Here is a 26435-nt window from a genome sequence, read left to right on the forward strand (position 1 = left end):
GAGTGATTTACATAATTATGATCGCCTATTTACCAATCTTTGGGACTGAAATAGCAACACTTTTTGTCCTATAAGCCAAAAAAGAGGTGTCATCATTTGATGACACCTCTTTTTGAAAGTTTTGCAGTTTATTTATTTTGACAGAGTTTGAATATTTGGCAGATTTTAGTATAGAGATTTATATTTCATCCAATTTGTTTTGGCCATTTCTTTAAGTTCTGTACCACGGCCATCAAGGATTGCATTAATCAAGTATTTACTGAAGCCTTTTGCTTGTTGGTAAGCAATTTTTGGAGGCATAGCAAGTTCTTGTTTATCTACGTGAACATTGACGATAACAGGACCATTATGGTTAAGAGCCTCCATAATTTTTTCGTCTACTTCACTAGAATTTTGAATGCTCACACCTTTAATACCAGCCGCTTCTGCAAGTTTTCCAAAGTCTGGATTTACAAAGTCTGTAGCATAGTCTAGGTAGCCAGAAGCTTTCATTTCCATAGCGATGAAGCTAAGTTCCTCGTTGTTGAATACAAAGATTTTAACTGGCAAGTTAAGTTGTTTTAATGTTAACATTTCGCCCATCATCATTGTGAAACCACCATCACCGGAGAGGGAAATGACTTGGCGGTTTGGACATGCATTTTGAGCTCCAATAGCATGCATCATAGCATTAGCCATGGAGCCATGGTTATAGGAACCCAAGATGCGGCGTTTACCATTTGTTTTTAAGTGACGAGCAGTCCAAATAACTGGAGTACCTACGTCAAAGGTAAAGATAGCGTCTTCAGCAGCTAATTTATTCAAACGATTAACAAAATATTGTGGATGAATTGCAACACCATCTGGTTCAGATACAGCATAGCTATCTAGATCGCCTCTAAATTTAGTATATGCTTTACGTACAGTATCGATAAACTCAGTATCACTCCGTTGGCCTACAAGAGATAATAATTCTTTCAATGTGTCTTTTACAGTACCAATAATACCTTGTGTAAGAGGAACACGACGACCTAATGCACTAGGATCTCTATCAACTTGGATTACTTTTGCATTTTCCGGATAGAATGGACGGTAAGGGAAGTCTGTACCAAGCATAACGAGTGTGTCGCATTGTTCAATAGCACGATAACCAGATGTATAGCCTAATAGACCTGTCATACCTACATCATATGGATTATCCCATTCAACCCATTCTTTACCTCTGAAGGCATGTACTACAGGAGCTTGTAAGCGTTTTGCTAATTCTACGACCTCATCATGTGCACCTTCACAGCCTGCACCACAGAAGAGGGTAATTCGTTTGCCTGTTTCTAAATGAGCAGCCATTTCTTCGATATCATCGCGTTGTGGAACGATATGAGGTAAACGAGGTTGGTTCCATACAGGTAACTCGTCGATTTCCATTTCCATAACTGCTACGTCCCCAGGAAGGACGATAACAGCAACATCTTGGTTGCCAATAGCAGCATTCATAGCACGGAATAGAATTTCCGGCATTTGTTTTGGATTAGAAACGAGTTCACAGAAACAAGAACATTCTTTGAATAAGTTTTCTGGATGTGTTTCTTGGAAGTAATTTAAGCCTACTTCGGATTGCGGAATATGAGACGCAATAGCCAATACTGGAACACGATTGCGATGACAATCGAATAAACCGTTGATCAAGTGTAAATTACCAGGACCAGAACTACCAGCACATACAGTTAATTTATGAGTTAAGGCTGCTTCTGCACCTGCAGCAAAGGCTGCAGTTTCTTCATGTCGAACATGTTCAAAAGCAATCTTACCATTGCGGCGTAGACTATCGTTTACAGAGTTTAAACTATCACCAGTGATACCATAAATGCGTTCGATGCCCGCATTGGCTAAGACATCTATCAGTACATCAGAAATTCGTTTTTTTGCCATATTATCACCTATATTTAATAACTAATATCAATTAAGTATAATTGTAAAAACCATATATATTATATTAGACCTCTTTGTAGTGCAATTATGTGATAAATGTTACTATTTTATGTATACATAATTTATATATGTTTATATTGTTATGATTAATAAATTTTTAATCTATTATATATTGAACTATAATAATAGATATTTTATTCCTTCTTTAGTTTTAATAATATTTCTCAATACAAAACTCTTATTGTTGCATAACGTTAATAAAAGTGTTACTATTAATTCAGAAACAAAATAGATGAGTCTTTGGGGATAGGTGAAATTCCTTACCGGCGGTATAGTCCGCGAACCTTTTAGGTATGAATCGGTGTAATTCCGATACCGACAGTACAGTCTGGATGAGAAAAGACGAAGCACATTTGACGTGCGTATTTATGATTACCCAAGGACTATGTATATAGTCCTTTTTTTATTGAGGTGATATGGTGGATGACGTAGCATATATGAAACGCGCCATTGCACTGGCAAAATTAGCCACAGGTCACACCTCGCCAAATCCTTTGGTTGGTGCCGTAGTGGTTAAAGACAATACAATAATCGGTGAAGGTTATCATCATAAGGCTGGTACGGCTCATGCTGAGGTTCATGCCTTAAACCAAGCTGGTAATAATGCTAAAGGTGCTACTTTATATGTAACCTTAGAGCCATGCTCTCATTATGGTAAAACTCCACCTTGTGCGCTGCGTATTATCGAGGCTGGCATAGCTAAGGTCGTTGTAGGTAGTACAGATCCTAATCCACTAGTATCGGGAAAGGGTATGGATTTACTCCGTGAAGCAGGCATAGAGGTTGTTTGCCCCGTATGTAGTGAGGAATGTGCTGAACTAAATGAGCATTTCTTTACATATATACAGACAGGTAAACCTTTCGTAACTATTAAAAGTGCTATGTCCCTTGATGGTAAGATTGCCACTTTTACTGGTCAATCCCAATGGATTACGAATGAGTCCTCCCGACGAGATGGACATATACTACGTGCTACTCATGATGCCATGCTCGTTGGCATCGGTACAATTTTGGCAGATAATCCTCAATTAAACTGTCGTTTAACTGATACTGAATTATCAGAGACTTTATTAGATACAAGCATACTTGATGAAACGATTCATGTTCATCAGCCTGATGTAATCATCTTAGATAGTCTAGGTAGAACACCAACAACAAGTCGTATATTTGAAATAGATACTCGCAAGGTACATATATTTGTATCGAAAGGCTGTCCTAAAGAACGAATACAGGCGCTGGAACAAGTAGGGGCTCTTGTTACTGTTGTTGAATCAGTATCTACTCGTAAAAGTAAAAGTACAGATATCGTAATAGATATTAAAAAACTATCTATTGATGATATTCTTACGAAGTTGGGCGATTTTGGTTATACTTCATTATTAGTTGAAGGTGGCTCTGCCATTATAAGTTCATTTGTAGAAACATTGAACTTTGATAAGGTAGTTACTTATATTGGTAATACAATAATCGGTGGAACAGAGGCTACACCTGCTGTAGGTGGTCGTGGCTTTGAAAGTTTAGAATCTTCTCCACAGTTAACTTTTACAAAAACTAAAGTATTAGATAATAACATTCGTATCGAAGCGTATCGTGAAGGAAGGAGGGGCGCTTATGTTCACGGGAATCGTTGAAGAAATCGGCCGTGTAGAAAGCATTAAAAAGGGCCCTAAATCCTTAGCCATTACAATTCGGGGGGATAAGATTTTTAGCGATTTAAAAATCGGTGACTCCGTAGCTGTTAACGGTGTATGTTTGACAGCTACTACCATTGGTAATGGCGTATTTACAGCCGATGTAATGCCTGAATCAATTAAGATGACTACTTTCACAAATTTGAAAGTTCATCAACCACTCAATTTAGAGCGAGCTATGCTTGCTAACGGTAGATTTGGTGGTCATATTGTGGCAGGTCACGTAGATGGTACAGGCCGCATCATTAACCGGGAACAAACGGATAATGCCATTATCTTTACCATAGAGGCTCCAAAATCTGTTATGGATTATGTTATCTATAAGGGATCTATAACTATCGATGGTATTAGCCTCACTATTATGCGACGAACGGACAGCAGTTTTTCCGTATCGATCATTCCTCACACCTTGAGCGAAACCATTCTAGGTTCTGCCCATATTGGGACGGAGGTCAATTTAGAAACGGATATCGCTGGTCGATACATTCGTCATTTTATGAATCTTGGTAGTGAACCTACCAAAGAGAAACCTAAGAAATCTATGCAATCCCTCTTAGTAGAGAATGGATTTATATAAAGTAAGGAGCGTTCCTATGAGCGAACAATTACATTCAATTGAAGAGGTCTTACAAGACCTTAAAGCTGGTAAACCTGTTATTATCGTTGATGATGAAAGCCGTGAAAATGAAGGCGATCTTATCATTGCTGCAGAGTTTGCTACACAAGAAAATATTAACTTTATGGTTAAATATGCGCGCGGTATCGTATGTACACCAATGCGTCGTGAAGCCTTAGAAAAGCTTGGCATCCCTGCAATGGTTGCTAAAAATACAGACAATCATGAAACAGCTTTCACTGTTACTGTAGACCATGTAGATACTACAACAGGCGTATCTCCAGCAGAACGTGCGTATACAATTCAAAAATTATTAGATCCTAATGCTAAACCAGAAGACTTCCGTCGTCCTGGTCACGTATTCCCTCTAGTATATAAAGAGGGTGGCGTATTAGTTCGCCAAGGCCATACAGAAGCATCTATCGACCTTTGTCGCTTAGCAGGCTTACAAGAGGCTGCTGTTATTTGTGAAATCACAAAAGACGATGGCGATATGGCTCGTTTGCCAGATCTATTACAATTTGCTAAAGAACATAATCTTAAAATTGCATCTGTAGCAGAACTTATTGAGTATCGTAAACAACATGAAGATATGGTAGAACTCGGTGCTTGTTCTAAACTACCTACTAAATTTGGTGACTTTAATATTTTTGTATTTAAAAATGATTTAGATCATAAAGAACATTTAGCTATCGTTAAAGGTAATGTACAAAACTGTGACGATGTTCTTGTACGTATTCACTCTGAATGTTTAACAGGTGATGTATTCGGTTCTAAACGTTGTGATTGTGGTGAGCAATTAGATCATGCGTTACGTGCCATCGAAAAAGAAGGCAAAGGCGTTGTAGTATATATGCGCCAAGAAGGCCGTGGCATTGGTTTAACAAATAAAATTAAAGCCTATGCTTTACAAGAGCAAGGTTTAGATACTGTAGAGGCTAATGAACAATTAGGTTTCCCTGCAGATATGCGCGAATATTCCTTAGCAGCTCAAATTATTCGTTTCTTAGGTATTAAGAGTATTCGCTTGTTAACGAATAATCCTGAAAAACGCCATGGTTTAGAACATTGGGGTATCGATGTAACTAGCCGTGTACCGCTTATCATTGCAGCCAATAAATTCAATGCAGGCTACTTGAAAACAAAAGAAGAAAAAATGGGGCATATGTTAGAAGACTAATCATTTAGTTTTATTTAACAAATTATTCGGACATAAGAATTTCCTTTAATGGAATATAGGAGGTCAACATAATGAAGGTTCAAGAAGGTAACTTATTAGGTTCTGGTAAAAAATTTGCTATTATCGGCTCTCGTTTTAACGAGTTCATAACATCTAAATTAATTGGTGGCGCTGAAGATTGCTTATTGCGTCACGATGTAAAAGAAGAAGATATTACAGTAATCTGGGTTCCAGGCGCTTATGAAATTCCTTTAATTGCTAAAAAAGCAGCTACATCTGGTCGCTTCGATGCAGTTATTTGTGTTGGTGCTGTTATCCGCGGTGCTACAACTCATTATGACTATGTATGTAATGAAGTGGCAAAAGGTATTGCTCATGTTTCTTTGGAAACAGGTATTCCTGTTATGTTCGGTGTAGTAACAACTGAAAACATTGAACAAGCAATCGAACGTGCTGGTACTAAAGCTGGCAATAAGGGTTACGACTGTGCTATGGGCGCTATTGAAATGGTTAATCTTATCGATCAATTCTAATAATTACATAGTAAACACTCAGTATCTTATGATGCTGGGGGTTTTTATATTATCGAAAATATGTTCTTTTAACTTGAAGTTAGTGTAGACGAACATATATTCCCTATTATTGAAAAGTAATTCTATGACATGATATACTATAAAAGCACTATTATGTGTGTACGATTTATTAATTAGAAATAAGGAATGATAGAATGGATTATATAAAACGTTTTACGACTCGCGAAGGGGTTCGTATGTCTTTAGCGGTAACAACAGATACCGTTGAAACGGCTCGCGTACGTCACGATTTGTGGCCTGTAGCAACGGCTGCTTTAGGTCGTGCTATGACAGGAGCTATTTTATTGGCTGGAGACTTTAAAAACCATGAAAATGTAAGTCTTCGTATCAAAGGTGATGGTCCTCTAGGCGTTGTTCACGTAGATGCTTTTGCAGATAATACAGTTCGTGGATATGTGGATGAGCCACATGTAGATGTACCTTTAAAACGAGCTGGTAAGCTCGATGTAGGTGCTGCTGTAGGCCATAATGGTGAAGTCCAAGTAACTCGTTTTACACAATTAGCACAAGACTATACCTCCACAAGTCCTATTCAAAGTGGTGAAGTAGCAGAAGATTTGGCTTATTATTTATATGCTTCTGAGCAAGTACCTTCTACTATTAGCTTAGGTGTATTGGTAGATCCAGATTATCATACTGTTGTGGCAGGCGGTTTTATCGTACAAGCTTTACCAGATGCTACAGATGAAGCATTAGCCCAAGTCGAAAAGAATATTAATGAATTAGGCCCAATTACAGAATATTTAAAAGCAAATCCAGATGGTAAAGGTCTTATGGAACGCGTTCTTGATGGCTTAACTGTGAATGAAGTATATAATGAACCGATACATTTCCAATGTCGTTGTGGACGCGATCGCTTTGGTGCCGTACTCATGACATTAAGAGAAGAAGATAAAGAGGCTATTCTAGAAGATGAAGTAACAGAGCTTGTTTGTCACTATTGTAATGAAAAATATCATTTCACACGTGAAGAGTTACAAGATATGTTTGCTCCTAAAGGTCCAATTCAATAAAACTTTATAATATGTTGAAAAATACAGGCTACTAGGTTTTTCCTATAGCCTGTTTTTCTATTCTATGAGAAAATAAAAGATAGAGTGATTAATAATAGGAGGTCACAATGAGTGCAATTGGCGTAATTGGTGGTACTGGCGTTTATGATCCATCCATCTTTGAAAATATTCATGAAGAATCCTTAATGACACCATATGGTGAAATAGATTATGTACAAGGTACATACCATGGGAAAACGGTAATCTTTGTTGCTCGTCACGGCAAAGATCATACAATTCCTCCACATAAAATTAACTATCGTGCTAATATTTGGGGTCTAAAAAAATTAGGCGTTACATTTATTATCTCTACAACAGCTGTAGGTTCCTTAAATGAAAACTTCAAGCCTGGTCATTTCGTTTTGACAGATCAATTCTTAGATTTCACGAAGAACCGCATCACTACATTCTATGAAGGTGGTGACCGTCCAGTAGCACATCTGGATGTAACAAATCCTTACAGCCCTGAATTACGTGATATTCTTCAAAAGGTAGGTACTGAACAAGGCCTAACAATTCATAATGGCGGTACCTATGTTTGTACAGAAGGTCCTCGTTTTGAAACACCAGCAGAAATTAAAATGTTCCACATGCTCGGTGGTGATACAGTAGGTATGACAAATGTACCGGAAGTAAATTTAGCGAATGAAGCTGAAATGGCATATGCTACTATTTCTATGATTACAAACTATGCAGCAGGTATTTCTGAATCTGCTTTGACACATGGTGAAGTGGTAGAAATGATGGGCGACATGGCAGCTCAACTTAAATCTCTTATTTTAGGTGCTATTGATGCAATCGATGTAGATGCTCGTTATGACGCACATAATCGCATGCAAGAATATGGTGGTTTTAAACTATAATCCATTCATAATGAAATACAATAGTTCATCGAAGGAGAAGGTATGATTAATATTGAATGGCGTAAAGATACGCTGGTATTATTAGATCAAACTAAATTGCCTACTGAAATTACATTCGTTCACTGTACAGATTGGCGCCAAGTAGCCGAAGCTATTAAAATGCTTCGCGTCCGTGGCGCACCTGCTATTGGTGTAGCTGCTAGTTATGGTCTTATTCTAGCTGCTATGGAAGCAGGCCGTTTGGATGTTCCGTTTAGTGAACAACTTACAAGCTTATATGAATTTAGTGAGACTTTAAAGGAAACTCGTCCTACCGCAATCAACTTAGCTTGGGCCGTAGATCGTGTTATTTCTCTTGTAAAAGAGCATGTTGAAAGTATGTCCTCTATGAGTGAAGTAGTCGATCTCATTACAAAAGAGGCTATTATAATTCATGAAGAAGATGTATCTTTGAATCGCCGTATGGCAGAAGCAGGGGCCACATTATTTGAAGGACAAAAGAATATTCGTATTCTTACTCATTGTAATGCTGGTGCACTAGCTACAGGCGGTTTAGGAACAGCACTCGGTGTTGTCCGTAAATTACATGAAAATGGTCAGTTGGAACGCGTGTATGCTGATGAAACACGACCATTATTACAAGGTGCTCGTCTTACTGCCTTTGAACTGCATGAGGATGGTATTCCTGTTACTCTTGAGACTGATAATATGGCGGCCTATGCGATGCAACATGGACTCATTGATGCCGTTATCGTCGGTGCTGACCGCATCACTACAAAAGGGGATGTAGCCAATAAAATTGGTACCTATGGTGTAGCAGTACTAGCTAAATTCCATAACATTCCATTCTATGTAGCAGCGCCATATAGCACATTTGATTTTACCCTTGAAAATGGTGCTGATATTCCTATTGAGATGCGCGACGATTATGAAGTAACATCTCTACATGGTGTTCAAACAGCGCCTAATGGTATTGATGTGCTTAATCCAGCCTTTGATGTGACACCACATGAATTGGTAACTGCCATCATTACTGAAGAGGGTGTATTAAAACCGAACTATGAAGAATCTATTGATAAGCTACGTCAGATTGTAGAATCTAAGTAATCTAGTATTTGATATTGTAGATTTTCATTTTTGGTTTTTCGCATACATTATCTATATAATTAAGTATCTATACTAACTAAATTATGTAGTAACTATAAATCCAAGTGGATTAACCATATGTATTTTTTATCTAATCTACTTGTATGAGTAAAAGGAGATATTATGCAATCTTTAATTAAAGATATTAATTTAGCCGCAGAAGGCCGCAAGAAAATTGATTGGGTTTCCAACTTTATGCCTACATTAAATACATTGGGTGACCGCTTTGAAGCAGAACAAACTTTCAAAGGTCAAACAATTGTTGTAAGTGTTCACTTGGAAGCAAAAACAGCATACTTAGCTACTGTTTTAAAACGCGGTGGTGCCGATGTTATCGTAACTGGTTCCAACCCATTATCTACACAAGATGATGTAGCTGCAGGTCTTGTTGATATGGGCCTTACTGTATATGCTTGGTATGATTGTACGGAAGAGGAATACTTCCATTTCCTTAATAAGGCACTTGATCACAAACCACATATTATCATCGATGATGGTGGCGACTTGGTAAATTTGTTGCACACAACTCGCCAAGATGCAAAAGAACGCCTATTAGGTGGTAGTGAAGAAACTACTACAGGTGTACATCGTCTTTATGCATTAGAAAATGCAAAACAATTGACATTCCCTATGATTGCAGTTAATGATTCTTACTGTAAATATCTCTTTGATAACCGTTACGGTACAGGTCAATCTGTTTGGGATGGTATCATGCGTACTACAAACTTAACTGTAACAGGTAAAAATGTAGTTGTTGCTGGTTATGGCTGGTGCGGTAAAGGCGTTGCTATGCGTGCAAAAGGCCTTGGTGCTCATGTATATGTAACAGAAGTAGATCCAATTAAAGCTATTGAAGCTGTATTTGATGGCTTCAAAGTATTACCTATGATTGAAGCTGCTAAAGTAGGGGATATTTTCTGTACTGTTACAGGTTGCAAAGATGTAATTGTGAAAGAACATTATGAAGTAATGAAAGATAAAGCTATCTTATGTAATGCTGGTCACTTTGATTGTGAAGTTAACGTAGCTGATCTTACAGAACTTGCGATAAGTCATGAACGTGTTCGTCAAAACATCAAAGGCTATACTATGGCAGATGGTCGCAAACTTTACGTATTAGCTGAAGGTCGTCTTGTTAACCTTGCAGCTGGTGATGGTCATCCTGCAGAAATTATGGACTTATCCTTTGCTATGCAAGCCCTTGCAGCAGAACATATTTTACATAATGGTAAAGATATGGACCCTAAGGTATATGTATTGCCTCATGAATTAGATGCGGAAATTGCAAAACTTAAATTGAACTCCATGGGTTACGACTTAGATTCTTTAACACAAGAACAAATCGATTACCTAACAAAAGTAAATTAATTAACCAAATATAACCGAGCTATTTTAGCTCGGTTATACCTATGAGGAAGCTTATGTCTGATTTATTGATTACCAATGTAGACGTCTTAACTAATGAGGGCGTTCTCAAGAATCATGCCATTGAAATTGAAAATGGCTTTATTACAGCTATTGTAAAGAATAGTGAAGTAGAAAAGGCTAAAGAGTCTGCTAAGGATGTATTAGATGGAAAAGGCCAATTGGCTGCTCCAGGTCTTATTAATACACATACGCACATTGCAATGGGTTTATTTAGAAACTATGCAGATGATCTTGAGCTCATGGACTGGCTAGAAACGGCTATTTGGCCTACTGAGGCAAAGCTTAACGATGAATATGTACGGTATGGCACACAACTTGGCATCGCTGAAATGTTGCGTTCTGGTACAACAACCTTTAGCGATATGTATTTCTTTATGAATACTACTGCTGAGGTAGTAAAAGAAATTGGTATTCGCGCCGTACTATCTCGTGGCTTAGCAGGTGTATCCCCAACAGCAGATCAAGCATTAGTTGAAAATGCTGATTTATTCCGCACATGGAATGGCTTTGATAATGACCGTATCAAGGTATTACTTGGACCGCATGCACCATATACTTGTCCAGATGCGTACATGGAAAAGGTTATTGCCTTATCTCATGAACTAAATTGTGGCATTCATATGCACTTGTCCGAAACAAAAGGGGAAGTAGAGAATGTTATAAAAGCTACTGGTAAGACACCAATTGCTCATATGCATGATTTAGGGTTATTCTGGAATACTACATTAGCTGCACACTGTGTTCATGTAACAGACGAAGATATGGATATTATGGCAGAAAACAATGTAGCTGTTGCTCATAATCCACAATCTAACCTTAAATTAGCAAGTGGTATTGCACCAGTTCCTGAAATGATCGGTAAAGGTATTACTGTTGGTCTCGGTACAGACGGTTCTGCTTCTAATAATAATGCGGACATGCTCGAAGAAGTACGCCTTGCTGCTACCTTACACAAAGCACGTCTCTACGATCCTAAAGCCATTCCTGCACAAGCAGCATGGAATATGGGCACTGTAGAAGGTGCAAAAGCCTTAGGCTATACAGATCTTGGCGTTTTAGCAAAAGGCTATCGTGCAGATATCGTATTATATGACGTATCTGGTATGCATTGGATGCCTCGTTACAATGATTTAGCGGCACTTGTATACTCTGCTAACAGTTCTGATGTAAATACTACAATTGTAGGTGGTAAAGTTCTTATGAAAGATAAACAATTGCTTACTATTGATGAAGAAAAACTTCGTGCAGAAATCACTAAGGCTCAAGCGTATTTCAGCAACTAATATATTAGTAAAAAATTATAGCTGTAATTGATTAGCCTTTTCTTGTCTAGTGTAGTATTAGTTAGGTTTGTATTTATATAATATAAGTTTGTATGCGAGGTACTGCTATGCTAAAAAGAATACTTCAATACCTTTCACTTTGTATTGCCTTAGTTAGTTTGTTGATATTAGCTGGTTGTAGTAGTAATAGTGGGTCTTCTCAGTCTAAAGGACCTGAAGGAGAATGGATTGCTTACTCAGGCTATACCGTTCAAAATGTAGTGAGCGCTGTTGACACGCCTATTTTTACGATGAATCTTACCGCTCGAAATGATAGTAAGACGATTTATACTGCAAATATGAAAGCTTATAACTATCAATATACGACGCCTGAAAAGAGACCTGTTATTGAATCTACTCAAATGGTAGGGGATATAAAGGAAGCTCGTCTAAATTATATTACGGCACTTACACTTGTAATGAGTGCTAACGATATAGTAGGTAACGCAGATAGCTCAAATTCAAATACAATTAAGATGGATATTACTGGCATACCAAATACTGATCTTGTTTATGATTCAAAAACAGATACTATTAAATTTATGGATCAAACCTTTAAACGGGTAAGCGATACAAATAATTTACAAACCTTGGCCGATGCGTATAAGAAAGATCTCCAAATAGCTTCTAATAAATATTTAGAAGAGATTGGTAATGCAGCAAATCCTAAAACAAAATTTATAACAACCTATAAATTTGATGACTCTATCATTAAAGACAATAAGAAATAATAAATAATAAATAATAAATAAAAGAAAACCCACTCATAGTATGATATATTCCTATATTAGATACTTAATAAAGGAATATATCATTTGGAGTGGGTTTATTTTGTAATGTTTTACTTTGAATGCTATTTTATTACTTTCACCAAGAACATTGGTACAGGGATATAAAATTCATCTTCTTCGCTGTAAATACGAGTTCCTACTGTGGAGTCAATATTGACAGAGCTAGCACCTAATTTTGTGAGCACTTCTTTATCCCATTGAGGGCGTGTAAAGGATGAAATTTCAAGCATATGATAAATAGTATGGCACCGCTCTTTTAACTCACTGCTTACATGTTCATGGGCATGATGAACAGATTGTGGTAAGTCATGGTGATTGCGAGCATGTTCCGCATCATAATTGAGGATTAAACCGCCTGGACGAATGATGCGTAACCATTCAGCATAGGCTTTATCTGGATGTGGTAAGTTCCATGTTACATTGCGGGCTACAACGATATCAAAGGTATTGGAGTCAAAGCTGAGATTTTCAGCATCCATGACGGAGAAGGTAGCATCACAATCAAGGGATTCTGCTAGTTGATTTGCTTCGTCTATCATATTAGGCGTAATATCGATGCCGTGCACTGTATGTCCTAGTTGAGAGAGGATAATACTAAAGAAGCCTGCACCACAACCAATGTCTAGTATACGTAAAGAGCGATCAGAATCAAAGATATGACTCGTTAGTTCATCTCTCCATAATTTAAGTTTAGGGCTCTCTAATTCTTTAGCTCGTAAGGTTCCAAAATCGTGAGCTCGATCTGTCCAATAGGATGTAATAAATTCTTTATCATCCTTCATAGGATGGTTCTGTTCAAAAATATCGTTCATACGTTAGTTCTCCTCATATTCTATAGTCTTTATAGTACCATAAAATATGAATAAACTATACAGCAAAAATCACATTTATACTATAAAGACATAGGGATAGATATGTTATAATATTTTTATATTTTGTTTAATGAAAGGGCAGCGCTATGATATTACAAACTGGACAACGTACAGATATACCTGCCTTTTATGGACAATGGCTAATTAATCGCATTAATGAAGGTTTCGTAGATGTTCAAAATCCGTATAATCCATTACAAGTGACGCGTTATACGATTAATCATGAAGTAGTAGATGGTATTGCGTTTTGTACGAAAAATCCCTTGCCATTTATACCATTACTTAACGATATTAAAGATTACCGACAATATTGGCATATGACGATAACCCCTTATGGTCCAGATATCGAGCCCTATGTACCAAAAGCAGATTCTGTAATAGATGGATTTAAACAAATATCTACAAGACTGAATCCTCAATCCATGGTGTGGCGTTATGATCCTATTATTTTAACCCATAACTACACAATAGATTTTCATTTTGAAAGCTTTTATAACATGGCTAAGGCTCTCGAAGGATACACGGATACGGTAGTTGTAAGTTTTTTAGATATATTTGATAAGGTGGCCCAGAACTTCCCTGAAGGTTTTAGACCAAGTGTTGATGTACAACATAATATTATTAAGGAGCTTGTTTCTATTGCTCATTCTTGCAATATGGACCTTAAAACCTGTGGAGAAGGGGACGCATTTAAAGAATTAGGTGCTAATACGGAAGGTTGTTTAACCTTAGATTGTTATGAACGGGCTTGGAATGTTACGTTAAAAGCACCAAAACGAACCCCAGCGAGACCAGAATGTAATTGTTATTTACATGGTGATATAGGTGCCTATGATAGTTGTAGTCACTTCTGTCGCTATTGTTATGCCAATACAAATCAGGCGGCAGTCCGACACAATCGTTTGTTACATGATACAACTTCTAGTTTACTTATTGGACAGCTTCCAAAAACGGCAATTATTAAAGAAAGCATGGAAAAAAGCTGGATTATTGATACAAATTACAGGCAAGAAACTCTATTTTAGATGGAATTACGATGCTATATAACGCCTATTTCGTTGACGAATCATGTAAAATAGATAGCAAAGGGGGTTGTCAAAGGGACACCTCAGGAATATAAGAGGGTAGAACGACGATTGTTATGTTTATACTATGTTAAAGGAGGTGTCGTATGATAACATACAAAAGTGATTCTAAAGATTCATCCCTAGTATCTCGTGAAGACTCTATGCCAGTCCTTGCCATGTGCTACGATTTTGATAAGACCTTAACACCTGATGATATGCAGGCGCAAGGCTTTATTCAATCTGTTGGCTATGATGAGGAGCAAATTAAGCAGTTCTGGCAAGAATCTAATCAATTGGCTAAGAAAAATGATATGGATAATAACTTGGCCTATATGTATAAGATGATCCAAGAAGCCGTAGGTCGCTTTTATGTAACTAAAGAAAAGCTCATGGAATATGGGAATCAAGTAGAATTGTATGACGGTGTTCGCACTTGGTTTGAACGTATTCGAGAATATGGATTAGAACATGGGGTTCGCATTGAGCATTATATTATCTCTTCTGGATTGAAAGAGATGATAGAAGGCACTGAAATGGCGAAAGAGGGAGCTTTCACCAAAATCTATGCTAGTGCATTCATGTTCGATGATAAAGGCGTAGCTGTGTGGCCTGCGCAAGCAATTAACTATACGAATAAAACTCAGTTTTTATTCCGTATTCAAAAAGGAATTCTAGATATTAATGATACAGGCGTTAACGATTATGTGAAACCTGAGGACCAACGTGTACCATTCCGCAATATGATTTATATTGGAGATAGTGATACAGATATTCCTTGCATGAGCCTTGTTAATGCTAATGGAGGCCATTCCATAGGTGTGTATGATCCTATTAAAAAGGACAAAGATAAAGTATATAAAATGATGCGTCATCACCGTATACGCTATTATGCACCAGCAGACTATACAAATGGCTCCCAATTAGATACATTAGTTAAACAAATTATACGTAAAACAGCAGCATATGAAGTGTTAGAGGGCGAGTATATACATTGTAAACACGAAGCAGAGGAGTAATATGGAACAATCTAAATTGACAAGTGAATGGATTCAAACGTTTAACCGTTTAGGTTCTGAAGGTAAATTAAAACCTACTGTACCATATCATGATTTATTTAACCGTAAAGAGCTAAAAGGATTTCCTTTACATACATTGCCTATGTGGACTGTAACATTCCCAACAGGTCATATTACATGCTGTGATCCTTTGGTAACATTACCTAATAAACCAGATACGTATATTAGAACTGTAGAACCAGGTACGTATTTGTTAGAAACAAAAATTATTGAAATGGAGCCAAATGAGTATCGCTATGTGGCGAGCCGTGTTGTTTTTAGTGGCAATGAGCCTGTGAACTATGAATTGGCTTTAAAAGGTACGGAAGACTTAACAGATCTTGATGATGGTGAAAGCTACATCGGATTCCCTGTAGATTCTGGACTTGCTACTGTAGTTGATGCAGAAACTATCGAAACTTATAGAAAGTTCTATGATCAATGGCATACAAACTATCCTGACAAGAATATCTATGATGATTACTACAGTGATTTGTTCCAGTTAAATGCATTGGCATATCCACAATTCCAACGGTCTAAAGGGGATTGGATTAACTTTACAATTCCTGAAACTGAATTAACAGTACCTATGATTCAATCGGGATTTGGAGATGGTTTATATCCTGTATACTGGGCCTTTGATAAAGATGGTCAAATCTGCCAACTGATTATGGAATATATTGATTGCAGCGAAGCATATCAATAATATGATCTAGTGTAGTATGTAAAGATATAAACCTAATAAACTTAATATATACAAAAAAGACGCTTAGCATACTAAGCGTCTTTTATATATTATATTTAATTGTAAGGTCTAAACTCCGAAAATCCAGTTAACGAATACACGAAGGATACTAAGACCTACAATAATTTCAGCTAAGAATCTTAAGGAACCTTCCATACCATTACCTAAATGTTTTAAACTGCCAATTTTGGCTTTACTTACGATGTCACACCAGCACATATAATACCTCCGTGAGAGTTAATATGAGTAAATTACATAACTTATATGCTTATTTTACAACCTTATATCAAAAATTTCAATATGTATTTAAAATTAAATAATAATAATTCTACACATACATCTATAATAATAAAATTATAGTTACCATAAACCTACATAAAATAAGGAATCATAAGCATCTAGTTAGTTTGGTATATATTAAGGTTATGTAAGACTTATATAAATATAGATAGCTAAATGATGTTATATAAAAAGATAGTTGTATTAGATACAAAGCATTATTTAAGAGTTTATTTGTATATACACCTAAGGTTAATGATTAATAGGCTTAAAAAACATAGTTTAAACATTTACATATATTAAGTTTTATATAGTGAGATTAACTAGGTTACATAAATTAAATTAGAATTATAAGGTTAGATAAATTGAGTTAAATATTGTGTAATGGACTGGATTACATAATATGAAACGATAGAATCTGTTGATTGATTAATTTAAAGGCTTATTTGGGTTGAAATATAAATAAACTAGCTTATAGATATATAGGCTAGTTTTTTATTTGTTTTTAAATTACTTCCGATAACGATATATTATCGGAAGTAATTATGATAAGAAAATTGGGCCTAAATGGCCCAATCTCTTATGTTATCTAGTTTTTTAGCTATTTAAGTTTATTTGCGTTTAAATGTATATGGTTCGTATTCTACATCATTATGACGGTTAGTCCACCAGTTCCAACCAATTCTTGCAAGTTTCCAAGCAATGAAGCCTACGATGATTCCCAATACTAAGCCTGTTAATACATCTGTTGGATAATGCACAAATAGATATACTCTAGAAAATGCTACTACTAATGACCCAAGTAATGCTATAATTCCCAAATATCGCTTCTGAGGCGCTATTTGGCTCAAGCCTAGGTAAATGGTCATGGCTGACGCAAATGAACCAAAACTATGGCCTGACGGGAATGAATAACTACTTGCTTTTGGTAATGCAGACTCTAATGGTACTGTTACATTAGGAAAATCTACAAATGGTCTTAATCGAGCTACATGTGGTTTTAAACCTTGGTCACCGATGATAAATACAAATCCTAATGCAATTATTATCGCAACGCCTAATACACGATATTTTTTCTGTAACATCAATAATAAGGCAATTACAATCCATAAGGCACCGCTGCCAGTAATTTTTGAAATAAATGCCATAATAGGCGTTAAAAAACTATATACAAGGTGATCATGTACATAGAAGATCAAAGAGTGATCAAATTGTAAGATTGTGTCCATAGCTTCCTCTTCTATTTTATTAAATGATAATTATTGAGAATGGATGAATGTAGATTATATCCTCAATATTCTGTATGGGATTTCTATATACTTTATACTATGTATATATCACTTCTCATTTACATCCAAATAATAGCCTAAACTATTTATACTTCATGGTCAATAGTTTAGGCTATATTTAATAAAATCTTTAATTATGGTTTCTTTTCATCTGTTTTTTTAGTAGCACTTTCTGGTGGCATTGTTATAATCGTATCTACTGGATCATATACAGATTCAAAGGAATCAGTTTGTGTAACCCAATTACCATATGTTATGGTTCTATACGTATTCATTGTTAAGCCTACATGCCCCTCTTGTACTTCTTTTTCTTTTAAAGATGGATCTACGCGTGTAATTGTCTTATTTGGTATTTCACTACGATCACCAATTGAAATAGATACATTTTTAGGCTTGTCTTGAGCAGTACCTATAATATAGATGGTTAGTGTACCATGATTCATCACACTGAGAATATAAATGGATTGCTGGTATGGATTTCTAAACTTAAAGTCTAAATATCCCCATGCTACTGTAGCATCACGACCAGCTTGAATATATCCAACAGGTTCAAAGTGAGGTGTACGTTCTACAATATTCATGCCAGATAATAAGGCTGTATTAAAGATGGTAGAACTAACTTGGCAAATGCCACCACCAATACCTGGAACTAATTTGCCATCAATCATTACCGGTGCATCATCATAGCCAGCCTCAGCAGTACGCTCGCCTACAACATCGTTAAAGGAGAATACTGCACCAGGCTTAATCAACGTACCATTGATTTTATCAGATGCGAGTTGAATGTTATGTGTTCTGCTTTCATTATTTGGATCAAAATCTGTACTAAAGGATGCTAGAACGGTATTTAATGGTTTTAAATCAGAATCAGTAACCTTAATAGTATTTTTTGTGGTAAATACCATAGATAGAGATGTAATGCTCTCTCCAGATTGTAATTGATCCTTAAGGTTTTGTAAGGTTGCATCAATATCAATGCGTTTACCTTCTTTAGCAGGATGGAATACAACTTGACCATTCTCAATAGTTAGATATGCATCATGTCCTGGTGTATCAATTGATTTGGCAAGTTCTGTAAGGTAGGTTTTACTTTTTACCTCGTCTAGCTTATATTGTGGTTGAAAATGTTGGCCATAATATAAGGCATTAAATCTATGTGAAAGCAAGGTCCACCAATTATCTTCATACCCATATGTAGAAATAGCTTTTACTACAGCCTCTGTATCTACCTGAATACCTAAATCATGATACGTAGACTGTTGTTTTTTATTATTCCCCATATCAATGGATATAGTCTGTTGTGGTATTTTACTATTTAGCTCTTGTATTTGAGCTTGCAATTCACCCTTTGGTGTATTAGATAAATCAGTATCATTGTAAAATACGCCATACGATATATTTTCTGTTGGAATGTATGAACAGCCGCTCGTCCCCAAGAGGACAAGCATAGTTCCTACTAAAATATATTTCTTCGTCATTATTTATAAACTCTCCCGAATTAGTTATCATATTCTCTAATTATAGCATATTACGGTCTAATCTATGGTACAATTATATTGATAATTTTAGGGGTAAGGGTGAATTATGTCAGAATCTAAGGAACAACAAAAACATTTCTATTTGCGTAATAATGATGCGCTTATGAATAGTACCAAGTTGTCTATGAAAGCTAAACAAAGTATATTGTTATCTAAGGCTGAGAATACTGTGGATGCTTACGAATCGGATTGGGATGATTTCGTTGATTGGTGTACTTATCAAAAGGTACCTTATTTTCCAGCTACACCAGAAACAATTGTGAATTATATAAATGATCTTGCTGATTATGCTAAGGCAAATACAATCTCTCGTCGTATTAGCGCTATCTCAGAGAATTATAATGCCTCTGGACATCGGGATAATCCATGTATGGCACCAATTGTAAAACAAGCGTTACGAGGGATTAGACGTTTAAAAGGTACATTTCAACAAGGTAAAACACCAGTACTATTAGAGGATATTGAAGATATTTTAGATTGTATGACTAAACTAGATGTACCTGAATTACAGTTATTACGAGATAAGGCCATTCTTTTAATTGGTTTTATGGGTGCTTTTCGTCGTAGTGAAATTGCAGCTATTACAGTAGAACATCTACAGTTTTCTCCACAAGGTGTTGAAATCTTTGTGCCATCCTCAAAAGCCGACCAAGAAGGTCAAGGTGCTGTTGTAGCGATTCCTCATCTATCCGGTTCTCCTCTAGACGCGGTACGTGCTTTACAGCAATGGTTACGTGCCTCTGGTATTACTGAAGGTCCTATATTTAGAGGTTTTACTAAAAATATGTCACTTCGTAAAACAGGCATATCCGATAAAATGATTGCAGAAATTGTGAAGAAATATATTTCTCTCATTGGTCTTGATCCATCTATGTATGGAGCTCATAGTTTACGTCATGGCTTTGCAACAACTGCCGCAGCTTATGGTGTGGAAGAACGTAATATTATGAGACAAACACGTCATCATAGTGTTAACATGGTTCGTCGTTATATTAATGAAGCCAATAAGTTTGTAGATAATCCTATTTCTACAATTTTTGAAAAACGATTTAGATGATAATTATAAATCAGTTGATTAAGATAATATCTATAAATCGTATAATAACATGCATTAGATAACAAAAAGCAGCTATCTCAATTGAGTAGCTGCTTTTTCGTGTGGGTTATACCCATATATATTTAGTTTTGAGCCACATAGTCCAAAGCTCTAACTGGACTATCAGAATTATGTGCTGGTACCTTTAATACTGTACCAGGTACAAGTGTACCAGAATCACTGATGTTGTTGAGTTCTTTCATGGCATATACCATTTCTCGAACATCCATATCTTTATGAGCTGAACGAGCTGCAATATCCCACATAGTATCGCCTGCTTGTACCTTTACTTCACGTACTGCATGTGTATTTGTAGCTGTTACAGGATTTGTCATATTATAGCCGAACAAGATTGTTAAGCACATTCCTACCATCATCAATATATTTTTCATCTCATACCTCACATTTACATCGAACATAATATCTGAGAACATTTGTTTGTTTACATGCTTATATTAGCACACGAACGAATGTTCGGTCAAGTGTTTTAGAACAAATGTTTGCAAAAACTTTTAAAATTGCCTATAATAGGTATATAAGATAAGTAATTATCTTATGTTTTTATTATATAGTACTAAATGAGTAAATTTTTCCGCATATATATTAATAGTATTTTGACATTATATTGACTATGGAGGTTCATCGTGAGACGCCCTGCTACAGATATTAATACTAAACAGCGCCGTATATTAGATTTTATTAAGGACTCATTACATAATGAATATCGTTGTCCTACTGTTCGAGAAATCTGTACCCATGTAGGACTTAGTTCTACTTCTACTGTGCAATCTCATTTGAACGCTCTTGAAAAGTTTGGTTATATTAAACGGGATCCTAATAAAAATCGTGCTATTACAGTACTAGAGGATACAAAACCTTCTATTTCTGTAGATGGTAATGAAACATCAAGTTCTGATAATTTTGAGTTCTTAGGGGCTGGTTTAAAACAAGTTCCTCTTATTGGTACTGTACAAGCTGGTATGCCTATTACAGCGGTAGAAAATTTAGAATCTACTCTTACATTACCTGTTCAATTAACTGGTGATTCTGACTGCTTCTTATTACGCGTTCAAGGCGAATCCATGATGAATATTGGTATGTATGAAGGTGATATGCTCATCGTACGTCATCAAAATACGGCTAATAATGGTGATGTTGTTGTAGCACGTATTGATGACGAAGCTACAGTAAAACGTTTTTATAAAGAAAATGGACATATTCGTTTGCAACCTGAAAATGATAATTTTGATCCTATTATTGTAGATGACTGTCATATTGAAGGCCTTGTTATCGGTCTTGTACGAGATAGAATATAATATAAAAACGGCTACGTAATGTAGCCGTTTTTTATTGCATTTATAAGATTCAAATATCTTGTAAACTATTTTCTCTACGTAACATAGCAAAGATAGCACCTGATATATTATGCCATACACTAAAGATAGCTCCTACTAACGTTGCTAAAGGATTTAATGCAAAATTTGTTGCCGCCAATGTGACTGCTAAACCACTATTTTGCATTCCTACCTCAATCGCTAACGCTGTAGTTTTATCATATCTTAATTTAAGTATATATCCTACACCTAAGCCTAACAGCATGCCTAGTATATTATGTATACCAACAACTATTAGTGTTTCTAGGCCAGAAATTAAAAGTTTATCTCTATTAATGGCTATAATGGCTGCTATTAATAATATGATAGCAATCATAGAAACAATAGGACTTACGCTAGTTAATGTATTAATCCGTGATTTACAAACATATTGGATGATTGCACCTAATAATATAGGAACTATAATTACTTTTACCATAGTTATTATCATTGGTAGTAATGCTACATTTACCCATGTACCTCCCAAATATAGGATTAGTAAAGGCGTTACAATTGGTGCTATTAATGTTGAAGTAATCGTCATTCCTACAGATAAAGGAACATCACCTTTAGCAATATAGGTGATGACATTGCTGGCGGTTCCACCTGGACAGCAGCCAACTAATATGACACCAATTGCTAAATCTGGAGGTAATGTAAAAATATGACAGATTCCCCAAGCTAATAAAGGCATTATTGTATATTGAGCCAGTACACCTATACAAATATCCTTTGGATGTCTGAGAATACTACACAAATCTTCAAATTTAATAGTTAGTCCCATGCCAAACATAGCGATGCCAAGTAAAAATGGTGTATACGCTATGGCCCAAGAAAAATATGAAGGCACTATATAAGCAATACAAGAAAAGCCTATGATTAGTATCATTAAGTATTTGGATATCAGTTGATTTAGTGTTACTAGTTGCTTCATAACCTCTCCCTCCTAATTTGGATCATAGGAGAAGTTATCTATTAGACGTGTAGTACCAATATATACTGCCATGGCAACTAGAACAGGAGCATTAATCTCTTCAACTGGTTGCATAGTATTAGCATCTACAACTGAAATATAGTCAATTTTAGCAAGAGGCTCTGACTGTATTATTTCTGTCATAGTATTAATTATGCTATCCGCAGAACAACCTGGTGTAATTGATTCTTTACCTTTTTGGATAGATTTATATAATATAGTTGCTGCCTTACGCTCTTCAGTCGATAAATATGTATTGCGAGAAGATTTTGCTAATCCATCTTGTTCACGCACAATAGGAACACCAATAATATTTACAGGAAAGTTTAAATCAAAAACCATTTTACGGATAATGGCTAATTGCTGTGCATCCTTCTCACCAAAATATGCATTTGTAGGCTGAATAATATTAAAGAATTTTGCTACAACAGTACATACACCTTTAAAGTGAATTGGTCTACGAATGCCACATAATGTACTAGATAAATCAACAATATCTACAAAAGCCTTTTTATCTTGATACATTTCTTCTGGACTAGGTGTAAATATGAGGTCCACACCATGTGATTCACATAGCTTTTTATCGCTATTGATATCACGTGGATATGTGCTTAAATCTTCATTTTCTCCAAATTGAATGGGATTAACGAAAATAGAGACAATTACCTTATCATTATTTTTTCTTGCTTGATCTATTAATGATGCGTGCCCATCGTGTAAAAACCCCATAGTTGGGACGTAACCAATGGAATAGCCTTCTTTTTTCCATTTATTAATCGTATTGCGTACATTTTCAATTGTAAGTACATGTTCCATAGTAATTCCTCCGTTTATTGTAAATACGAAGATAGTCCTATACAGTCTACTGTAATTCGATCAATAACAATTAATTTTGATCAACTAATAAACCATGTTTCTCATAGTTTTTTATATGACTTATCTTGTTGTTTGTATCTACAAATACAACGAGAGGCTTATGGCTCTCAACTTCAGTTTCATTCAACTGTGCATAACACATGATAATAATTTTATCATGTACTTGTACATGTCGTGCAGCAGCTCCATTTAAACATATAACACCACTACCGGCTTCTCCGGCTATAGTATATGTGCTAAATCGTGCTCCATTATTAATATTTACAATTTGAACTTGCTCATATTCTCGTATTCCTGATGCATTCAATAGATCTGTATCAATAGTAATGCTCCCTACATAATCAAGTTCTGCTTGTGTCACAGTGGCTCTGTGAATTTTACCTTTTAACATTGTTAGTTCCATGTTAAACTCCTTGTGTTTTAATGTAATCGCCTTATGGTCGATTCGAAATATCACAAATTGTTGTTTATCATGAATTAACAGTAGACTAGAGTATAGTTAAAATTACTATCTCCAGAGAGATTATATCATAAATAAAACCTTACATATTATAAAAATTACATCATTTTAGTAATACTATATGAATGCATATTATGCTTCCTACTTATAAAATAAAAACAGTAGCTACTTATGATAGCTACTGTTTTTTTATCTGTATATTTTATTTTACGTATTCTGCTAAAGCTTTATCAATATATGCTGCTTCATCAGCACTAGGATCACACATTGGCAAATTAAATACACCTGCAGGTAAGCCAATTTTACGAGCTGCATATTTAACAGGAATAGGATTTGTAGTGATAAACATAGCTTTTATAATATCTGCTAAGCTTTGATGAATACGAAGTGCTTCGTGATTATGACCCGATTCATAGGCTTGAATCATTGCATTCATATCTTTGCCAGCCACATGGGATACTACGGATACTACACCACATGCACCAACAGATAACATTGGTAATGTAAGTCCATCATCACCGCTGTATACCATGAAATCGTCTCCTGGTATTAAGCGTTTGATTTCAGATGCAATCATAAGATTTCCACTTGCTTCTTTAATAGCGCATACATGTGGATATTCACTGTGTAATTGCGCTAGTGTTGTAGGGAATATACCTGTTCCCACACGGCTTGGTACATTATATACCATGATTGGAAGTGTAGTAGCCTCTGCAATAGCTTTAAAGTGTAAATATTGCCCTTGTTGATTTGGTTTATTGTAGTAAGGTACTACAACTAATAAACCATCAATTCCATCAATTTTAGATACTTCTTTTACAAATTCAACAGAGGATTTTGTGTCATTTGTACCTACATTAGCAATAATAGAACCTTTATGACCACACTCTTTAGCAATAGCTGTAAATAATGATAATTTATCCTCTTTAGACATGGATGGATTTTCTCCTGTTGTACCGCATACAACAAGTCCATCAGACCCATTATCCAATAAATGATGAGCAATAGCTACACTATTTTCTATATTAAGGGATCCATCATTATTAAATGATGTAATCATAGCCGTTAATACTCGACCAAAGGTTTTCATATCTGTCCTCCCCTTGATAGATTAAAAAGCTTGTTTTTCTACCAAGTATTCAGCAATTTGCAACGCATTAAGTGCTGCACCTTTACGAATTTGGTCCCCTACAATCCAGAAATTCATACCTTTGTCGTTATATAAGTCTTTACGAATACGGCCGATTTCACAGTCGTTTTGATTAGATGTATATAATGGCATTGGGTAAATTTGTTCTGCAGGATTATCTTTTACTTGTAAACCAGGGAATTTCTCACATGCTGCTTTGAAAGCTTCTACAGAAACTGGTTCTTCTGTTTCTACTAAAACAGATTCAGAGTGGGAACGATACACTGGAACACGTACAGTAGTTGGTACAACTTGAATTGTGTCGTCGTGAAGAATTTTTTGTGTTTCATGAACCATTTTCATTTCTTCTTTTGTGTAATCATTGTCCAAGAACACATCAATTTGTGGTAAAAGGTTAAATGCTACAGGATAATGTTTAGGCGCAGAACCTGTTGGCAATAAGTTTGCAGTCATTTCTTCGCCGGCTGTATATTGTTTTACTTGGTTTTCAAGTTCTTCAATACCTTCTTTACCTGCACCAGATACTGCTTGATATGTACTTACAACAATGCGTTTAATTGGAGAAATATCATGAAGTGGTTTCAAACCTAAGCTCATAATAATAGTGGAGCAGTTAGGATTAGCAATGATACCTTTATGTTTTAAAATATCTTCTGGATTTACTTCTGGTACTACAAGAGGTACTTCAGGATCCATACGGAATGCACTAGAGTTATCAATAACGATAGCGCCTCTTTTAGCTGCTTCTGGTGCTAATGTTTTAGAAATAGAACCACCTGCAAATAGAGCGATATCAATATTTGCAAAAGATTCAGGTTTAGCTTCCTCTACTACATATGTTTTACCATTAACGGTAAGTTCAGTACCTGCAGAACGAGCAGATGCTAACAATTTTAGATTTTCATATGGGAAATTACGCTCTTCAATAAGTGTAATAAATTCAGCACCTACTGCACCAGTAGCACCAAGAATTGCAACATTAGGTTTTTTCATTACTATATCTCCTTGCTCT

Annotated in this window: 26 protein-coding genes and 1 riboswitch; of the genes, 15 read left to right on the forward strand and 11 right to left on the reverse strand. The window is 35.8% G+C overall.

Annotation, left to right across the window (positions count from 1 at the left end; all coding sequences use genetic code 11):
- Positions 1 to 165 precede the first annotated feature (165 nt).
- Positions 166 to 1908: a ubiquinone-dependent pyruvate dehydrogenase gene (poxB, locus tag LKD20_RS03140; protein ID WP_227720891.1), complete on the reverse strand. Its 1743-nt coding sequence runs from the start codon at positions 1906 to 1908 to the stop codon at positions 166 to 168.
- A 292-nt stretch (positions 1909 to 2200) separates the two neighbouring features.
- A riboswitch (FMN riboswitch) is annotated at positions 2201 to 2316 on the forward strand.
- A gap of 68 nt (positions 2317 to 2384) precedes the next feature.
- Between poxB and ribD the strand changes: the two genes are divergently transcribed.
- The 10 genes from ribD (at position 2385) to LKD20_RS03190 (ending at position 12590) form a co-directional block, all read left to right on the forward strand.
- Positions 2385 to 3599: a bifunctional diaminohydroxyphosphoribosylaminopyrimidine deaminase/5-amino-6-(5-phosphoribosylamino)uracil reductase RibD gene (ribD, locus tag LKD20_RS03145; RefSeq protein WP_227720892.1), complete on the forward strand. Its 1215-nt coding sequence runs from the start codon at positions 2385 to 2387 to the stop codon at positions 3597 to 3599.
- Positions 3580 to 4236 carry a riboflavin synthase gene (locus LKD20_RS03150; protein ID WP_227720893.1) on the forward strand — a complete coding sequence of 219 codons (657 nt, stop codon included), beginning with the start codon at positions 3580 to 3582 and terminating at the stop codon, positions 4234 to 4236. The genes ribD and LKD20_RS03150 overlap by 20 nt, the downstream gene beginning before the upstream one ends.
- Positions 4237 to 4252: 16 nt before the next feature.
- Positions 4253 to 5455 carry a bifunctional 3,4-dihydroxy-2-butanone-4-phosphate synthase/GTP cyclohydrolase II gene (locus LKD20_RS03155; protein WP_227720894.1) on the forward strand — a complete coding sequence of 401 codons (1203 nt, stop codon included), beginning with the start codon at positions 4253 to 4255 and terminating at the stop codon, positions 5453 to 5455.
- A gap of 71 nt (positions 5456 to 5526) precedes the next feature.
- A complete protein-coding gene (gene ribH, locus LKD20_RS03160) occupies positions 5527 to 5988 on the forward strand; it encodes a 6,7-dimethyl-8-ribityllumazine synthase (protein WP_024064376.1) in 462 nt (153 codons plus the stop codon).
- Between the two features lie 194 nt (positions 5989 to 6182).
- Positions 6183 to 7061 (forward strand): Hsp33 family molecular chaperone HslO, encoded by an 879-nt coding sequence (gene hslO, locus LKD20_RS03165; protein ID WP_105089207.1) that lies wholly within the window; start codon positions 6183 to 6185, stop codon positions 7059 to 7061.
- A gap of 107 nt (positions 7062 to 7168) precedes the next feature.
- On the forward strand, positions 7169 to 7963 hold the full coding sequence (mtnP, locus tag LKD20_RS03170; protein WP_227720895.1) for an S-methyl-5'-thioadenosine phosphorylase: 795 nt from the start codon (positions 7169 to 7171) through the stop codon (positions 7961 to 7963).
- A 42-nt stretch (positions 7964 to 8005) separates the two neighbouring features.
- On the forward strand, positions 8006 to 9070 hold the full coding sequence (gene mtnA, locus LKD20_RS03175; RefSeq protein ID WP_227720896.1) for an S-methyl-5-thioribose-1-phosphate isomerase: 1065 nt from the start codon (positions 8006 to 8008) through the stop codon (positions 9068 to 9070).
- Between the two features lie 162 nt (positions 9071 to 9232).
- Positions 9233 to 10477 carry an adenosylhomocysteinase gene (locus LKD20_RS03180; RefSeq protein WP_227720897.1) on the forward strand — a complete coding sequence of 415 codons (1245 nt, stop codon included), beginning with the start codon at positions 9233 to 9235 and terminating at the stop codon, positions 10475 to 10477.
- A gap of 53 nt (positions 10478 to 10530) precedes the next feature.
- Entirely contained in the window at positions 10531 to 11820 is a 1290-nt protein-coding gene (locus LKD20_RS03185; protein ID WP_227720898.1) for an amidohydrolase, read from the forward strand.
- 107 nt (positions 11821 to 11927) lie between these two features.
- On the forward strand, positions 11928 to 12590 hold the full coding sequence (locus LKD20_RS03190; protein ID WP_227720899.1) for a hypothetical protein: 663 nt from the start codon (positions 11928 to 11930) through the stop codon (positions 12588 to 12590).
- A gap of 122 nt (positions 12591 to 12712) precedes the next feature.
- Here LKD20_RS03190 and LKD20_RS03195 read toward each other — a convergent pair whose 3' ends face one another.
- The gene (locus LKD20_RS03195) at positions 12713 to 13462 is read right to left on the reverse strand and encodes a class I SAM-dependent methyltransferase (RefSeq protein WP_227720900.1); all 750 of its coding nucleotides are present in this window, start codon (positions 13460 to 13462) and stop codon (positions 12713 to 12715) included.
- Positions 13463 to 13608: 146 nt separating this feature from the next.
- Between LKD20_RS03195 and LKD20_RS03200 the strand changes: the two genes are divergently transcribed.
- The 3 genes from LKD20_RS03200 (at position 13609) to LKD20_RS03210 (ending at position 16350) form a co-directional block, all read left to right on the forward strand.
- Entirely contained in the window at positions 13609 to 14547 is a 939-nt protein-coding gene (locus LKD20_RS03200) for a DUF1848 domain-containing protein (RefSeq protein ID WP_227720901.1), read from the forward strand.
- Positions 14548 to 14693: 146 nt separating this feature from the next.
- A complete protein-coding gene (locus tag LKD20_RS03205) occupies positions 14694 to 15605 on the forward strand; it encodes a haloacid dehalogenase-like hydrolase (protein ID WP_227720902.1) in 912 nt (303 codons plus the stop codon).
- Between the two features lies 1 nt (position 15606).
- Positions 15607 to 16350, forward strand: coding sequence for a DUF4241 domain-containing protein (locus LKD20_RS03210; RefSeq protein WP_227720903.1), 744 nt, complete (start codon positions 15607 to 15609; stop codon positions 16348 to 16350).
- Positions 16351 to 16458: 108 nt separating this feature from the next.
- On the opposite strand, the gene LKD20_RS03215 is transcribed toward LKD20_RS03210, so the two are convergent.
- From LKD20_RS03215 to LKD20_RS03225, 3 genes are all read right to left on the reverse strand, one after another.
- Positions 16459 to 16608, reverse strand: coding sequence for a hypothetical protein (locus tag LKD20_RS03215; protein WP_005386608.1), 150 nt, complete (start codon positions 16606 to 16608; stop codon positions 16459 to 16461).
- Between the two features lie 671 nt (positions 16609 to 17279).
- A complete protein-coding gene (locus tag LKD20_RS03220) occupies positions 17280 to 17897 on the reverse strand; it encodes a phosphatase PAP2 family protein (protein ID WP_060924582.1) in 618 nt (205 codons plus the stop codon).
- Positions 17898 to 18091: 194 nt separating this feature from the next.
- Complete coding sequence (locus LKD20_RS03225) at positions 18092 to 19435, reverse strand: VanW family protein (RefSeq protein ID WP_227720904.1); 1344 nt, start codon at positions 19433 to 19435, stop codon at positions 18092 to 18094.
- A 106-nt stretch (positions 19436 to 19541) separates the two neighbouring features.
- Here LKD20_RS03225 and LKD20_RS03230 point away from each other — a divergent pair, with 106 nt between their 5' ends.
- Positions 19542 to 20552 (forward strand): site-specific integrase, encoded by a 1011-nt coding sequence (locus tag LKD20_RS03230; RefSeq protein ID WP_024065696.1) that lies wholly within the window; start codon positions 19542 to 19544, stop codon positions 20550 to 20552.
- A 122-nt stretch (positions 20553 to 20674) separates the two neighbouring features.
- On the opposite strand, the gene LKD20_RS03235 is transcribed toward LKD20_RS03230, so the two are convergent.
- Positions 20675 to 20983: a LysM peptidoglycan-binding domain-containing protein gene (locus LKD20_RS03235; RefSeq protein WP_060924585.1), complete on the reverse strand. Its 309-nt coding sequence runs from the start codon at positions 20981 to 20983 to the stop codon at positions 20675 to 20677.
- A 252-nt stretch (positions 20984 to 21235) separates the two neighbouring features.
- On the opposite strand from LKD20_RS03235, the gene lexA reads away from it, so the two are divergent.
- The gene (lexA, locus tag LKD20_RS03240; protein ID WP_024065698.1) at positions 21236 to 21907 is read left to right on the forward strand and encodes a transcriptional repressor LexA; all 672 of its coding nucleotides are present in this window, start codon (positions 21236 to 21238) and stop codon (positions 21905 to 21907) included.
- Positions 21908 to 21956: 49 nt separating this feature from the next.
- On the opposite strand, the gene LKD20_RS03245 is transcribed toward lexA, so the two are convergent.
- The 5 genes from LKD20_RS03245 to LKD20_RS03265 form a co-directional block, all read right to left on the reverse strand.
- The gene (locus tag LKD20_RS03245) at positions 21957 to 22898 is read right to left on the reverse strand and encodes a bile acid:sodium symporter family protein (RefSeq protein WP_024065699.1); all 942 of its coding nucleotides are present in this window, start codon (positions 22896 to 22898) and stop codon (positions 21957 to 21959) included.
- A 12-nt stretch (positions 22899 to 22910) separates the two neighbouring features.
- Entirely contained in the window at positions 22911 to 23753 is an 843-nt protein-coding gene (gene panC / locus LKD20_RS03250) for a pantoate--beta-alanine ligase (protein WP_024065700.1), read from the reverse strand.
- A 70-nt stretch (positions 23754 to 23823) separates the two neighbouring features.
- Positions 23824 to 24216 (reverse strand): aspartate 1-decarboxylase, encoded by a 393-nt coding sequence (gene panD, locus LKD20_RS03255; RefSeq protein WP_187002470.1) that lies wholly within the window; start codon positions 24214 to 24216, stop codon positions 23824 to 23826.
- A gap of 259 nt (positions 24217 to 24475) precedes the next feature.
- Positions 24476 to 25363 carry a 4-hydroxy-tetrahydrodipicolinate synthase gene (gene dapA, locus LKD20_RS03260; RefSeq protein WP_227720905.1) on the reverse strand — a complete coding sequence of 296 codons (888 nt, stop codon included), beginning with the start codon at positions 25361 to 25363 and terminating at the stop codon, positions 24476 to 24478.
- Between the two features lie 21 nt (positions 25364 to 25384).
- Positions 25385 to 26416: an aspartate-semialdehyde dehydrogenase gene (locus tag LKD20_RS03265; RefSeq protein ID WP_005386623.1), complete on the reverse strand. Its 1032-nt coding sequence runs from the start codon at positions 26414 to 26416 to the stop codon at positions 25385 to 25387.
- Positions 26417 to 26435 lie beyond the last annotated feature (19 nt).

Source organism: Veillonella fallax (assembly GCF_020687175.1).
GTDB lineage: Bacteria > Bacillota > Negativicutes > Veillonellales > Veillonellaceae > Veillonella > Veillonella fallax.